Below are 13,613 nucleotides of genomic sequence, written 5' to 3' on the forward strand. Positions count from 1 at the left end.
GAGCGTCTGCCTTACAAGCAGAATGTCGGCGGTTCGACTCCGTCAACGCCCACCAGTTTTACGGTTGGAGTGGTAGTTCAGTTGGTTAGAATACCGGCCTGTCACGCCGGGGGTCGCGGGTTCGAGTCCCGTCCACTCCGCCAACATATATAGCAGTACCCGTTTCGGGCGTTTAGCTCAGTTGGTAGAGCGTCTGCCTTACAAGCAGAATGTCGGCGGTTCGACTCCGTCAACGCCCACCAGTTTTACGGTTGGAGTGGTAGTTCAGTTGGTTAGAATACCGGCCTGTCACGCCGGGGGTCGCGGGTTCGAGTCCCGTCCACTCCGCCAAGATCAAAGCAGCCTAAGGCTGCTTTTTTCATTTCAGCCTCTCACCGCGCCCTTCGGCCAACCTTCCCTGCCGACCAAGCACCGGACATCAGCAGCACTCCGCCGCGCCAAGCTCACGCCAACGGTTGTCGCAGGCACCCTAAAATCTGCACTCACCGCCAGACAGAAGCCTCATCCAGCAAGCATCCCAAACAGAAAACATGAAAAAAGGCGGCAAAAGCCGCCTTTTTTATTCCAACAAGCAAATTCAGTCTTTTCGCACCACTTGCCATACAAGCATAGCCATCACGCCCAGGAAAAACACCGCCACCCAAAAGGGCATGGCTTGACCAAGAAAGGTCCAATCCACCGCTGCGCACTCGCCGCTTCCCTTGAACACTTTGGACAGCACATCCCAGAAAGGCGAAGTTTCCATCAGGTAATCCAGACCAGGACCACAGGCCGGCACTTGCTCCGCCGGCAGGCTCTGCAGCCACAGTTGACGCAGGGACACCGAGATGCCGCCAAGCCCAGCCAACAAGCCCAGCACACCCCAAACCCGAGTGCCGGCCCTGCCCGGGTTGACCAAGCCCGCCAGCAAGGCAATAACGCCAACGGAAATCACGCCCACCCGCTGGAAAATGCACAAGGGGCAGGGCTCCAGCCCCAACACATGCTGGGCGTACAACGCAAAGCCCATGGCGCCGGCACAAGCGGCGGCAATGAGGAAAAACATTTGTCTACGTGAAAACCGACTCAACACGGCAGCCCCTTCAGGACGATTCAGAGAAAGAAAACTGAGATTTTAGTTCTTATTCAAAGTTCCAGAAAACGCATGATAGCTTCTTTTTGATTCAGCGCATCCTTGTAGCCCAATGCAATCAGCGCACGGGTATAACCCGGTTCGAACAATAAATAGGTGGCCAGGGTCATACCGCGCTGCCGCGTACCGCCCGCCCCTTTCATCAGGAAGCGCAGTACTGGCGGAAACTCATGCGCGTATTGATAAGCGATGCTTTCCAGCGACTTGCTGGGATTGAGCATGAAAATATCCACCTCATGCAAGCTGGTTTGCGCGGCCAGCTCCTCATGGCAGTTCAACAGCGACACCGTATGATTCACGCGCAGCAGCCGCTCCATGTCCATGGACATGCTGTCAATGAACACGCTATTGAGCAGATGGCCGAAGATTTGCGCCGGCGTTGGTTCCAAGCCTTGTGTGCGTCGCTCCACGCCGTCGGGCCGCTGGCTGGCCAGCCCAACGATGAAAAGCTTTTGTGCCCCCAGATGCAGGGCCGGCGACAGGGGCGCCATCTGCCGCACAGCCCCATCGCAATAGTGGCGCTCCCCCACCATCGCCGAGGGGAAAATAAGGGGAATGGCCGAGGTGGCCATCAGGTGATCAAGATTAATGCGCTCGCGCACGCCCATGCGCTGGTGGCGAGCCCATTCCTGAATGCTAGGCTCGCCCTCGAAAAAGGTCACCGACATGCCAGTAGTGTAACAGGAGGCGGTCAAAGCCAAGGCTCGCAAAGCCTGCTGATCGATGGAACGCTGGATGCCTTCCAACTGCATCACCTGCGAAAGAAAACCGCGCAAGGCGGAATTATCCAGAAAACTGCGTGGATTTTTCCAGCCTCGCCCACCGGTCAGAATGGAGACGCCGAAATGGAAAAAGGTTTTGAGGAAGTAAGCCAAACTGGCGTCGTAGACATCCGCAATATGCAACTGCTTCCACATCTGCGCCAGATACAGTACCGACTGCCGGTAATTGCTGGCGCCGGCCGCCAGCGCCACCGCATTGATGGCGCCTGCCGACGTGCCGCAGATGATGGGGAAAGGGTTGCTTTCCGGATTGGGCAACAAGCGTGAAATGGCCAGCAGCACGCCGGCCTGATAGGCCGCGCGCGCCCCGCCGCCGGACAAGACCAGTCCGACATTGCATCTCCCCGCCATACGCACCTCGCTGTGGATGCTTGACTGCTTTAGGCATAGCTTGCGGCAGGCCGCGCCGCCAGCCCGGCCTTGGAGTGGCAAACAAAATCCTGATGCAGCGTTGCGCCGACTGGCCGCACTCAAGTACTGCCTGCATCGGCGCGCCTTGCCTCAGTCGTGAAACTGATTTTTGTTAGCCGCTCTTACTGGCTGTCGCCGGCCACCATCATCGATTCGATCAACACCGAACCCATCAGCTTGCCGCCGCGATTGAGCACATCGCTGCCCACCGCCGCCATTTGCGCGTACATATCGCGCAGATTGCCGGCAATGGTGATCTCTTCCACCGGGTAGGCAATGACGCCGTTCTCCACCCAGAAACCGGCAGCGCCGCGAGAGTAATCGCCGGTCACCGTGTTGATGCCGTGTCCCAGTAGCTCGGTCACCAAGAGCCCGGTGCCCATCTGGCTCAGCAGTTCGTCAAAACTTTCACCCGTAGAACGCACGATCAGATTGTGCGGTCCGCCGGCATTGCCGGTGCTGACCATGCCGAGCTTGCGCGCGGAGTAGCTTGCCAGCATGTAACCTTCCAGCCGTCCAGCGTCCACCAGCGTGCGGGCGGAGGTCTCCACCCCCTCGTTGTCGAAAGCGCTGCTGGAAAAACCCCGCAACAGGAAAGGATCCTCATCGATGGTGATGTTGGCGTTGAACACCGGTTTGCCCAGCACATCCAGCAAGAAGGACGACTTGCGATACAAGGCGCCGCCGCTGATGGCGGAGACGAAATGACCGATCAGGGATGAAGCGATCGGCGCCTCAAACAGCACCGGGTACTGGCCGGTTTTGACCCGACGGGCATTCAGGCGACGCACGGCGCGCTCGCCCGCCGTTCGGCCAACCTTGACCGGATCGTCCAGATCGCCGGGGTGGCGTGCCGCGGAGTACCAGTAGTCGCGCTGCATGGCGCCGTCCGCTTCCGCCACCACGGCAGCGGAAACGCTATGCCTGCTGCCCGGGAAACCCGCCATGAAGCCATCAGAATTGGCGTAAACAAACTGGCTGGCCTGGGCCGATACCGAAGCGCCTTCGGAATTCTTGATGCGTGCATCCACGGCGCGCGCCGATTCTTCGCAGCGACGCGCGATCTCAATGGCCTCCTCCACTGGCAACCGCCAGGGATGGAAGAGATCAAGATCGGGGAAATCCGTCGCCAGCAGCTGGGGATCGGCCAGACCAGCGCAGTCGTCCTCCGCCGTATAGCGCGCGATGTCCAGCGCCGCCTTGACGGTGTCCTGCAATGCCTGATCAGAAAAATCAGAGGTGCTGGCATGGCCTTTCTTGCGGCCAAGGTAAACCGTGACGCCAACGCCCTTGTCCTGGTTGTATTCAATGGTTTCCACTTCGCCCAGGCGAACGGAAACCGTCTGGCCCAGCCCCTCGGAAACATCGGTTTCCGCTGCGCTGGCGCCGTATTGACGAGCAAGCTCCAGCACGCGCGAAGCCATGCTTTCCAGCGTGCCGGTAGTGAAACTGAAGGTGTTGTCTGCCATAGTGTCTTTCGATGGTCATGATGGCCTGACAGCCCGCCCGGGCTTGGGAAGTCCGGGTCGGCCGCGCCCTTTTCCGGTATCATACCAGCCTTGAAACCCCACAGACTGTTGAACGATGACCGATTACCTCAATGACGGCCAGCAAGACGGGCCGGTCAGCAAATCCCAGCGCAAGCGCGACATGGACGCCTTGCAGGATCTGGGCAAGGAACTGGTGGAGCTGTCCCGCGACACGCTGAAGAAAATGCAGCTGCCGGAAGACCTGCTCACCGCCATTCTGGATTACAAGCGTTTTACCGCCCACGGCGCATTGCGCCGCCAGCTGCAATACATCGGCAAGCTGATGCGCGATGTCGACCCGGAACCGATCCGCCAGTATCTGCAAGTGATCAAGGGCGAGTCTTCCGAACACATCGCCTGGCAGCACCTGCTTGAGCGCTGGCGCGAGCGCCTGATGGCGGACGACGCCCAGAGCGCCGCCTTCATCAAGGATTTCCCTGCGGCGGACCCGCAACAGCTGCGCACGCTGATTCGCAACGCGCGCAAAGAGCAGCAAGACAGCAAGCCGCCCAAGTCTTTCCGCCTGTTGTATCAGCTGATCAAGGAAGTGATTCCGGAACCCGGCAAGCCGCGCCCGGTGGCGCATGATGGCGCTGAGGACGAAGCATGACGCTGAAAATCGGCCTGGTATCGGTGTCCGACCGCGCCAGCGCGGGCGTGTATGAAGACAAGGGCATCCCGGCGCTGCAAGACTGGCTGGCCGGCGCCCTGGCCACCCCGTTCAGTACGGAAACCCGCCTTATCGCCGACGAGCAAGCCGTGATTGAAGCCACCTTGTGCGAACTGGTTGATGAAGCAGGCTGCCAGCTGGTGCTGACCACCGGCGGCACAGGCCCCGCGCCGCGCGACGTCACACCGGACGCCACCCTGGCCGTAGCCGATCGCGAAATGCCCGGCTTCGGCGAACAGATGCGCCAGATCAGCCTGCGTTTTGTACCTACAGCCATTCTGTCCCGCCAGGTGGGGGTGCTCCGCAAACAATCGCTGATCCTCAACCTGCCCGGCCAGCCCAAGGCCATCAAGGAAACGCTGGAAGGCCTGAAAGATGAGGACGGCAAGGTGGTAGCCGCCGGCATTTTCGCCGCCGTGCCCTACTGCATCGACCTCATCGGCGGCCCCTACATCGAAACCCGAGAGGATGTGGTCAAGGCCTTCCGTCCGAAATCCGCGCAGAAACCGCCCTCCGCCTGATCGCCCATGTCTTATCGCGCTCCCGCATGGTTGCCCGAAGGCCATAGCCAGACCATCTGGCCGGCATTGATGCTGCGCCCGCCCCGTCCCGATTACCGCCGTGAAGTCTGGCCGACGCCGGACGGCGGCGACATCGCGCTGGATTTTGTCGACGGCCAGCCGGGCAGCCCGCTGGTGGTGATGTTTCACGGACTGGAAGGCAGCAGCGACAGCCATTACGCGCGCGCCCTGATGCGGCAAGTGGCCGAGCGGGGCTGGCATGGCGTAGTGCCCCATTTTCGCGGCTGCGGCGGCATGGATAATGCCCTGCCGCGCGCCTATCACGCTGGCGACGCGGCGGAAGTCCGCTGGATATTGCAGGGCCTGAGCCAACGCTACCCGACGATGGCGGTCGCCGCCGTGTCGCTGGGCGGCAGCATGTTGCTCAACTATCTGGCCGATGAGGGCGAACGCGCCCTGCCCCGCGCCGCCGCCGCCGTCTCCGCGCCGCTGGATCTGGTGGCCGCCAGCACGCGGTTGGATCGCGGCATGGGCAAACTGCTGTACACCCGCATGTTCATGAACACTCTCAAACCCAAGGCCCTGGCCACACTGCAGCGCCATCCCGGGCTGTTCGACGGTCAACGCGTTCGAAAGGCGCGCACCTTCATCGAGTTCGACGATCTGGTCACCGCGCCGCTGCACGGCTTCGGCACCGCACTGAACTACTGGAAACGCGCCAGCAGCAAACCCCGCCTGGCTGACATCTGCTGCCCTACGCTGGTGATCAACGCGCGCAATGACCCTTTCCTCCCCGCCGCAGCCCTGCCCGACGCGCGCGACGCGGGCCCGGCGGTGACGCTGGAGTTCCCCGAAGAAGGGGGCCACGTCGGCTTTGCCTCCGGCCGTTTCCCCGGCCACATCGACTGGCTGCCGCAGCGGCTGCTGGCCTTCTTCACTCCTCATCTGCGCTGAGCCGACCAAGTGCGGCATTGCCAAAGCCGCGTGGCTTCTGCATGATGGCTGTCTCGATCGACGCTTTACACAAGGTTTCACGCATGTCCGACATTCTCAACACCATCATCGCCACCAAGCATCAGGAAATCGCGCAGGCCTTGTCCGTCCGGCCGCTGGCGGCGGTACGTCGCGATGCCGAGGCCCGTCGCGAAGACCGGCGTGACTTTGTCGCCGCCATTCGCGCCAAGCATGCGCTGAAGCAGCCCGGCGTCATTGCCGAAATCAAGAAAGCCAGCCCCAGCAAAGGGGTGATCCGCGCGGATTTCCAGCCGGCCCAGATTGCCGAGAGCTACGCCAAAGCCGGCGCAGCCTGTCTGTCTGTACTGACCGACAAGCAATATTTCCAGGGCGACGCCGCTTATCTGGAAGCCGCCCGTGCCGCCTGCCATCTGCCTGCCCTGCGCAAGGATTTCATGGTGGACGAGTACCAGATCCACGAAGCCCGCGCCATGGGCGCGGACTGCATCCTGCTGATCGCCGCCGCGCTCTCCCTGCCGCAAATGCGCGACTTTGAAGCACTGGCCAATGAGCTGGGCATGGCGGTGCTGGTGGAAGTGCACAACGGAGCAGAGCTGGAGCAGGCGCTGCAGCTGAACACCGAACTGGTCGGCATCAACAACCGCAACCTGCGCACCTTTGAAGTCAGCCTGTCCACCACCCTCAAGCTGCTGCCCGAAATTGGCGCAGACCGCATTGTGGTGACGGAAAGCGGCATTCTGAGCGCTGACGATGTGCGCCTGATGCGCAGCCACGACGTACATACCTTCCTGGTGGGCGAAGCCTTCATGCGCCAGCCTGAACCAGGCCAGGCGCTGGCCAGCCTGTTCTTCCCGCAAGACTAAGCGCGACTGACAAAAATCAGTATCCCGGCAGAGGAAAGGCTCAACGCAACATCAAGGTGTTGCCAGCAGTTGAAGGCCCCGCCGGATACTGGCAGCAGCACGCCATCCAGCCGTTCGCACCGCCGCGAACGGCTTTTTTGCGGCAGACGCTGCAAAAGAAAACCGCCGGACATCACCCGGCGGCACGCTTTGCAGTTGAAAGGGGCCCGCTGAAACACGGGCCGCCCTTCGGCCAACTACGTCATCAATCAAACACCAGCTGACCATCCCGCGCATCCACCATGATGGTGGCCTTGGGCGGGTATTTGCCGCCCAGAATGGCCTTGGCCAAGGGGTTTTCCAGCTCGTTCTGGATAGCCCGCTTGAGCGGCCGCGCTCCATACACTGGATCGAAGCCCGCCTCGGACAGCAAGGCCAGCGCTTCCTCGCTGATCTGCAGATTGAGATCCAGCTTGGCCAACCGCCCTTCCAGGCTCTTGAGCTGAATGCGGGCAATGGACTGGATGTGCTTTTCGCCCAGCGCGTGGAACACCACTACTTCGTCGATGCGATTGATGAACTCCGGCCGGAAATGGGTTTTGACTTCCGCCATCACCGCCAGCTTGATCACCTGATAATCGTCGGTGGCCATGGTCTGGATCTGCTGGCTGCCCATATTGGAAGTCATCACCACCACGGTGTTCTTGAAGTCTACCGTGCGGCCCTGACCATCGGTCAGGCGGCCATCATCCAGCACTTGCAGCAGAATGTTGAACACATCGGGATGCGCTTTTTCCACTTCGTCCAGCAAGATCACGCTATAAGGCTTGCGGCGCACCTGCTCAGTGAGATAGCCGCCCTCCTCATAACCGACATAACCCGGCGGCGCGCCGATCAGGCGGGCCACAGAATGCTTCTCCATGTATTCCGACATGTCGATGCGGATCAGATGATCCTCGCTGTCAAACAGGAAACCCGCCAGCGTCTTGCACAACTCGGTCTTGCCCACGCCGGTGGGGCCTAGAAACAGGAAGCTGCCATACGGGCGATTCGGATCGGCCAAGCCGGAGCGCGAGCGGCGGATGGCGTCCGCCACGGCGCGCACGGCTTCATTCTGCCCGATAACGCGCTGATGCAGTACGTCTTCCATGCGCAGCAGTTTTTCCCGCTCGCCGGTCAGCATCTTGGACACCGGAATGCCGGTGGCGCGGCTGATCACCTCGGCGATTTCCTCCGCTCCCACTTGCGTGCGCAGCAATCGGTTAGGCTGATTGTCCACTTTGGCGCCGGCGGCCTCGGCCTCTTTCAGGCGCGCCTCCAACTGCGGCAGTTTGCCGTACTGCAGCTCCGCCAGCTTCTGCCAGTCGCCCTTGCGTTTGAGCTCGTCCATGTCCACCTTGAGGCGGTCGATCTCTTCCTTGATGCTCTGCGAGCCCTGCTGGGCGGCTTTTTCCGCCTTCCAGATTTCTTCCAGGTCGGCATACTCGCGCGACAGCGCGGCAATTTCATCCTCAATCAGCTGCAGACGCTTCTGGCTGGCCTCGTCGCTTTCCTTCTTCACCGCTTCGCGTTCGATCTTCAACTGGATCAGCCGGCGATCCAGCTTGTCCATGGATTCCGGCTTGGAATCCAGCTCCATCTTGATGCGGCTGGCGGCCTCGTCGATCAGGTCGATGGCCTTGTCCGGCAGAAAACGGTCGGTAATATAGCGGTTGGACAATTCGGCGGCGGCCACAATGGCCGGATCAGTAATATCCACCCCGTGGTGAATCTCATACTTTTCCTGCAAGCCGCGCAGAATGGCGATGGTGTCCTCCACCGTGGGCTCGCTGACCAGCACTTTCTGGAAGCGGCGCTCCAGCGCGGCATCCTTCTCGATGTATTTGCGGTACTCGTCCAGCGTGGTGGCGCCAAGGCAATGCAGCTCGCCGCGCGCCAAGGCCGGCTTGAGCATATTGCCCGCGTCCATCGCGCCGTCGGCCTTGCCCGCGCCCACCAGCGTGTGGATTTCATCGATGAAGATCAGTGTCTGGCCATCGTCCTTGGCCAGATCGTTGAGTACGGCCTTCAGTCGTTCCTCGAACTCGCCACGGAATTTGGCGCCGGCAATCAGCGCCGCCAGATCCAGCACCAGCAGTCGCTTGTTCTTAAGGCTTTCCGGCACTTCGCCATTGACGATGCGCTGAGCTAGGCCCTCGACGATGGCGGTCTTGCCCACACCCGGTTCGCCGATCAGCACCGGATTGTTCTTGGTGCGGCGTTGCAGTACCTGGATGGCGCGGCGGATCTCATCATCGCGGCCGATGACCGGATCGAGCTTGCCATTGCGGGCGCGCTCGGTCAGATCGGTGGTGTATTTCTTCAGCGCCTCACGCTGGCTTTCCGCGTCCTGACTGCCCACGGTCTGGCCGCCTCGCACCGCCTGGATGGCGGCCTGGATGGCGTTGTGGTTGCCGCCGTGTTCTTTCAGCAGCCGACCGGTCTCGCCCTTGTCCTGCGACAGCGCGGACAGGAAGGATTCGCTGGAGATGAACTCATCGCCCTGCTTGGTGGCGATCTTGTCGGTCACGTTCAGCAGATTGCCCAGATCGCGCGATACGGTGATGTCGCCGCCGGTGCCCTGCACCTTCGGCAAACGTTGAATGGACGCCTTGAGCGCGGCCTTCAGGCCGGGCACGTTGACGCCGGCGCGGGCCAGCAAGCCGCCGATGCCGCTTTCGGTATCGTCAGCCATGCACAGCAACAGATGCTGCGCCTCGATATAGGCGTTGTCTTCCGCCAGCGCCATGCTTTGCGCATCGCCCAGCGCCTGTTGGAATTTGGTAGTCAGTTTGTCGAATCGCATGCTTTCACTCCTGTCATCCGAAACGCGCCCGGTTCTTACCGGGCCTCATGCCGAAAATGGATAGTTGCCGTGGCGACCCACGTCGCCGGATAATCTTGTTTCATCAGCAGATATAGGGTCAGCCCGGCAGACTGCAAGCGGGACTGATAAATATTTTTGCCAAACTTTATCGATATCAATAATTGATATCAATTCACTATCAGACGCCGATATTATTCCGGCCATGAAAAAGGCGAGGCTCTCGCCTCGCCTTTTTCATGGCCCGCTCAAACTCAAGTACGGAAGGCCCGCACTTCTTCCTTGAGCGAATCCGCCAGCCCGGCCATGTGACCCGCCGTCTGCGCCGACAGCTCGGCCGCCTCATTGCTGGTTTCGGCCATGCGCGCCACCGCGTCCACCCGCTCCGCCATCTGCTGCACGATGTTGCGCTGATGGGAAAGCTCGCGATTGATGCGCTCCACTACTTCCATGGTGCGCATCGAGTCCTGCACGATCGAGCCGATGGCCTGCCGTGCGCTGCTGGTATTGGCCGCTCCGTCCGACGCCTGCACCACCGACTCGCGCATGGCCTTCACCGCATCGCCCGTAGCGCTCTGGATGGTACGGATCATGTCGCCGATCTCTTGCGTGGAAACGCTGGTGCGCTCGGCCAACTTGCGCACTTCGTCAGCCACCACCGCGAAACCCCTGCCCATTTCGCCAGCGCGAGCCGCTTCAATGGCGGCGTTGAGCGCCAGCAGATTGGTCTGGTCGGCGATGTCGTGGATCACTTTGACGATGTCGGTAATCTGCTGGGCGCTGCTCTCGAGTGTTTTCAAGCTGTCCGCCGCACGACCAAGGGTGGCGGAAATCAGGCTGACGCCATCCACCGCCGCTACCAAGCTCTCGCTGCCCTGCTGGGCGGCTTCGCTGGAGGTGCGCGCCGCATCGCTGGCTTCGCCGGCCACCTGCTCGATTTGTTGCACACCGGAAATCAGCATGCCGGTCTGCTCGGACATGGCTTGCGCACTATCGCGCTGGGCCGACGAACTGACCGCCGCCGAATTGGCCTTGTCCGCCAACTCGCGCGCGGCGTGGTCCAACTCCAGCGCATGCGAACTGGTGCGGGTCAGGGCCTGCTGGAAGCTCACCAGCAGGCTGTTCATGGCGTCCGCCACCTGTCCGACTTCGTCCTTGCGGTTGATAGACAGCCTGCGAGTCAGATCCTGGCTGTCGCGAATGGCGCCCACCTCCTGCACCAGTTGCTTCACCGGCCGCGCCACCAGCCGGCGGGTAAACAACCACAACGTCAGTGCCAGGATTACCAGCAGCAAGCCCGCGCCGCCGGCCAGCCAGGCCATCAACACCTTGTTGTCTTTTTCCAGCTCCACACGGGATTCATTGCTGACGATCACCCAGCCCCAGGGCTTGTAGCTGGCGTATGACAACAGATGCTCGCTGCTGACATCATCCACGGTGAGGCGCACGGTCGCCGTCCCCTTGCCTTCGCTCATGATGGCGTTGGCGTAGGGTTGGCCGGCGCTGTCCAGATCCTTGGCCACCGGCTTGTTGGAGAGCTTGGGATGCAGTACGTACTGACCGAAGCTTTTCGATTGTTTGTCCACATCAATGATGTCGACATGGCCACTCTCGCCGATTTTCACCTTGGAGAGGCGCACCAGCAGGCCGGCCACGCCTTCCGTCGCGCCGACGCCGACAAAGGTGGCCCCGATCACTTTGTCGGTACTGTCCTTGATCGGGCTGTAGCTGGTGACATAGTCCTTGCCGTACAAATCAACGCGGCCGGTGTAGTTGTTGCCGTCCATCAGCTGTGCGTAAGCCGGACTTTTGCGATCCAGCTTGGTGCCCATGGCGCGCGAGCCGTCTTCCTTGATCACCGAGGTGGACACGCGGACAAAGTCGTCGCCGTCGCGCACGAAAAGGGTGGCCACATTGCCGGTCTTGGCCGAGAAGCGGTCGACAACGTCGTTATTGTTGTTAAGCGGGGTGCTGCCCAGAATGAGCGCGGGCGTCTGCACGCCGCCCACTTCGATTTTCTGCGCCGGATTTACCACCAGCGCGCCGCCGATTTCTGCGTACAGCACTTTTTCAAACTGGCGGGCAGAAATCTTCAGGGATTCATTGAAGGCATCGATCATGTTGATCGACTGTGTCAGAAGCTGGGCCTGCACTTTCTCGGTGCGCTCCTGCATTATTTTGCTGGTGAGCAAGGTCAAAGGGGCCAGCAGCCCCACTGCCACCACCACCATCAGCACGATCTGCGACAACACCAGCCTGGATCCGATGCTCATTCCACGCTTCATGTCTCAACCTCTATTCCCCGCCCGATTGATCTATCAGGCTTCATTATTAGTCTTTCAGCATCTCTTTAAGATACTGCGTTTTTTCTAAAGATTCCTGAAAAATGCGGCACAAGCTGCCATGTTGTCAATGCAAACGGCGTATTGGCTTTCAACATGAAAGCCGCGTCGCGAGCTTGCCACAACTGGCTCCCCGACCGCTCTTTCCACAGCATAGACCCCCACTGGACGCATTGCGGCCAGCCTTGCCGGGATACGCAAGAAAACGCGACAGGGTTGCTCAGGCGACTCACTCAAGAAAAAGGGGAAGGCATTTGCCTCCCCCTGTCGTCTGCTCGCCGCAGCGCCGTCAACCCACGCTGATGCCGGGCTCGCCCGTCTCCAATCCGCCCACAATGGCGGCATAATCAAAACCCTCAGCATGGAACGCCGCCAGTACGGCTTGCGCGTGCTCGGCCGCCACCGACACCAGCAAGCCCCCGCTGGTTTGCGGGTCCGCCAGCAGGCGGCGCTGCCACTCGGGCACGCCTTCGGCAAACGTCACGGCGTGGCCAAAGCTGGCCTGATTGCGCTCGATAGCGCCCGGGCCATAGCCCTGCTCGGCATAAGGCCGCGCCTCGGCAATCACCGGCACCTTGTCGATATCGATGCGCGCGGCCAGCTTGGCGCCCTTGCTGATCTCCAGCAGATGGCCGAGCAGGCCGAAACCGGTGACATCCGTCAGCGCGTGCACGCCAGGCAAGTCGGCCAGCCTCGCGCCCACGGTGTTGAGCTTGGTGGTGGACGCAATCAGGGCCTGATAGCCCGCGTCGTCCAGCACGCCCTTTTTCATGGCCTGCGCCAGAATGCCCACGCCCAGCCCTTTGCCCAGCACCAGCACGTCGCCGGCTTGCGCATCGCAGTTGCGCTTTAGCTTGTCCGGATGCACCACGCCCAGGCCCACCAAACCGTAAATGGGCTCCGGCGAATCGATGGAGTGACCGCCGGCGATGGGAATGCCCGCCGCGTGGCACACCGATTCGCCGCCTTGCAGGATGTCGCGGATGGTTTCCACCGGCAGTACGTTCACCGGCATGCCGACAATGGCCAGCGCCATGATGGGCGTGCCGCCCATGGCGTAGATGTCCGATAGCGCATTGGTGGCGGCGATGCGGCCAAAATCGAAGGCATCGTCGACGATGGGCATGAAGAAATCAGTGGTCGCGACAATAGCCTGCTGATCATTGAGCTTGTACACCGCGGCGTCGTCGCTGGTTTCAGCGCCCACCATCAAGTGCGGGAACACCATTTTTTCGCGCGCCGTGGACAAGATGGATTCCAGCACGGCCGGCGCGATCTTGCAGCCGCAACCGCCGCCGTGGGAAAGCTGAGTGAGTTTGATTGACAATTGAAAACCCTCAGGCTGAATGAGATGTCGTGGCGAGGCCGCAGCCTCGCCCATGTGTGCCACACATGGTACACCGGCATGCGATGTACGGTCAGCCGTCGGGCGCGCCCCAGCCTGGGCTAGAAGCGGCCAACAAAAACCAATATCGCGGCTGAGGCAGGCAATACTTGAGTACGGCAAGGCGCCGCAACGCAGCATCAGGGGTTTGTCCGCCGCTCA

Annotated in this window: 10 protein-coding genes and 3 tRNA genes; 7 read left to right on the forward strand and 6 right to left on the reverse strand. The window is 61.1% G+C overall.

What is annotated here, in order from left to right; genetic code table 11:
- Nucleotides 1–66: 66 nt before the first annotated feature.
- From Q0P52_RS07010 to Q0P52_RS07020, 3 genes are all read left to right on the forward strand, one after another.
- Nucleotides 67–143 (forward strand) — tRNA-Asp (locus Q0P52_RS07010).
- Nucleotides 144–166: 23 nt separating this feature from the next.
- Nucleotides 167–242 (forward strand) — tRNA-Val (locus Q0P52_RS07015).
- Between the two features lie 11 nt (nucleotides 243–253).
- Nucleotides 254–330, forward strand: a tRNA-Asp gene (locus Q0P52_RS07020).
- Nucleotides 331–577: 247 nt separating this feature from the next.
- Here the strand turns inward: Q0P52_RS07020 and Q0P52_RS07025 are convergent.
- The 3 genes from Q0P52_RS07025 to pmbA all read right to left on the reverse strand — a co-directional run bounded on the left by Q0P52_RS07025 (nucleotide 578) and on the right by pmbA (nucleotide 3,794).
- Complete coding sequence (locus Q0P52_RS07025; protein WP_293765388.1) at nucleotides 578–1,045, reverse strand: disulfide bond formation protein B; 468 nt, start codon at nucleotides 1,043–1,045, stop codon at nucleotides 578–580.
- Between the two features lie 80 nt (nucleotides 1,046–1,125).
- On the reverse strand, nucleotides 1,126–2,265 hold the full coding sequence (locus tag Q0P52_RS07030; RefSeq protein WP_293765390.1) for a patatin-like phospholipase family protein: 1,140 nt from the start codon (nucleotides 2,263–2,265) through the stop codon (nucleotides 1,126–1,128).
- A 182-nt stretch (nucleotides 2,266–2,447) separates the two neighbouring features.
- Nucleotides 2,448–3,794: a metalloprotease PmbA gene (gene pmbA, locus Q0P52_RS07035; RefSeq protein ID WP_293765392.1), complete on the reverse strand. Its 1,347-nt coding sequence runs from the start codon at nucleotides 3,792–3,794 to the stop codon at nucleotides 2,448–2,450.
- Nucleotides 3,795–3,909: 115 nt separating this feature from the next.
- Here pmbA and yjgA point away from each other — a divergent pair, with 115 nt between their 5' ends.
- The 4 genes from yjgA to trpC all read left to right on the forward strand — a co-directional run bounded on the left by yjgA (nucleotide 3,910) and on the right by trpC (nucleotide 6,883).
- Nucleotides 3,910–4,464, forward strand: coding sequence for a ribosome biogenesis factor YjgA (gene yjgA, locus Q0P52_RS07040; RefSeq protein ID WP_293765394.1), 555 nt, complete (start codon nucleotides 3,910–3,912; stop codon nucleotides 4,462–4,464).
- On the forward strand, nucleotides 4,461–5,045 hold the full coding sequence (gene mog, locus Q0P52_RS07045; RefSeq protein WP_293765396.1) for a molybdopterin adenylyltransferase: 585 nt from the start codon (nucleotides 4,461–4,463) through the stop codon (nucleotides 5,043–5,045). Before yjgA ends, mog begins: the two co-directional genes overlap by 4 nt.
- Nucleotides 5,046–5,051: 6 nt before the next feature.
- Nucleotides 5,052–5,999: an alpha/beta fold hydrolase gene (locus tag Q0P52_RS07050; RefSeq protein ID WP_293765398.1), complete on the forward strand. Its 948-nt coding sequence runs from the start codon at nucleotides 5,052–5,054 to the stop codon at nucleotides 5,997–5,999.
- Between the two features lie 83 nt (nucleotides 6,000–6,082).
- Nucleotides 6,083–6,883, forward strand: coding sequence for an indole-3-glycerol phosphate synthase TrpC (trpC, locus tag Q0P52_RS07055; protein WP_293765400.1), 801 nt, complete (start codon nucleotides 6,083–6,085; stop codon nucleotides 6,881–6,883).
- Nucleotides 6,884–7,127: 244 nt separating this feature from the next.
- On the opposite strand, the gene clpB is transcribed toward trpC, so the two are convergent.
- The 3 genes from clpB to selD all read right to left on the reverse strand — a co-directional run bounded on the left by clpB (nucleotide 7,128) and on the right by selD (nucleotide 13,394).
- Nucleotides 7,128–9,707, reverse strand: a complete 2,580-nt coding sequence (gene clpB, locus Q0P52_RS07060; protein ID WP_293765402.1) for an ATP-dependent chaperone ClpB — start codon at nucleotides 9,705–9,707, stop codon at nucleotides 7,128–7,130.
- A gap of 272 nt (nucleotides 9,708–9,979) precedes the next feature.
- Nucleotides 9,980–11,998: a methyl-accepting chemotaxis protein gene (locus Q0P52_RS07065; RefSeq protein ID WP_293765403.1), complete on the reverse strand. Its 2,019-nt coding sequence runs from the start codon at nucleotides 11,996–11,998 to the stop codon at nucleotides 9,980–9,982.
- 358 nt (nucleotides 11,999–12,356) lie between these two features.
- On the reverse strand, nucleotides 12,357–13,394 hold the full coding sequence (selD, locus tag Q0P52_RS07070; protein WP_293765405.1) for a selenide, water dikinase SelD: 1,038 nt from the start codon (nucleotides 13,392–13,394) through the stop codon (nucleotides 12,357–12,359).
- Between the last annotated feature and the right edge of the window lie 219 nt (nucleotides 13,395–13,613).

The sequence above is a fragment of the uncultured Aquitalea sp. genome (genome assembly GCF_945957525.1).
GTDB lineage: Bacteria > Pseudomonadota > Gammaproteobacteria > Burkholderiales > Chromobacteriaceae > Aquitalea.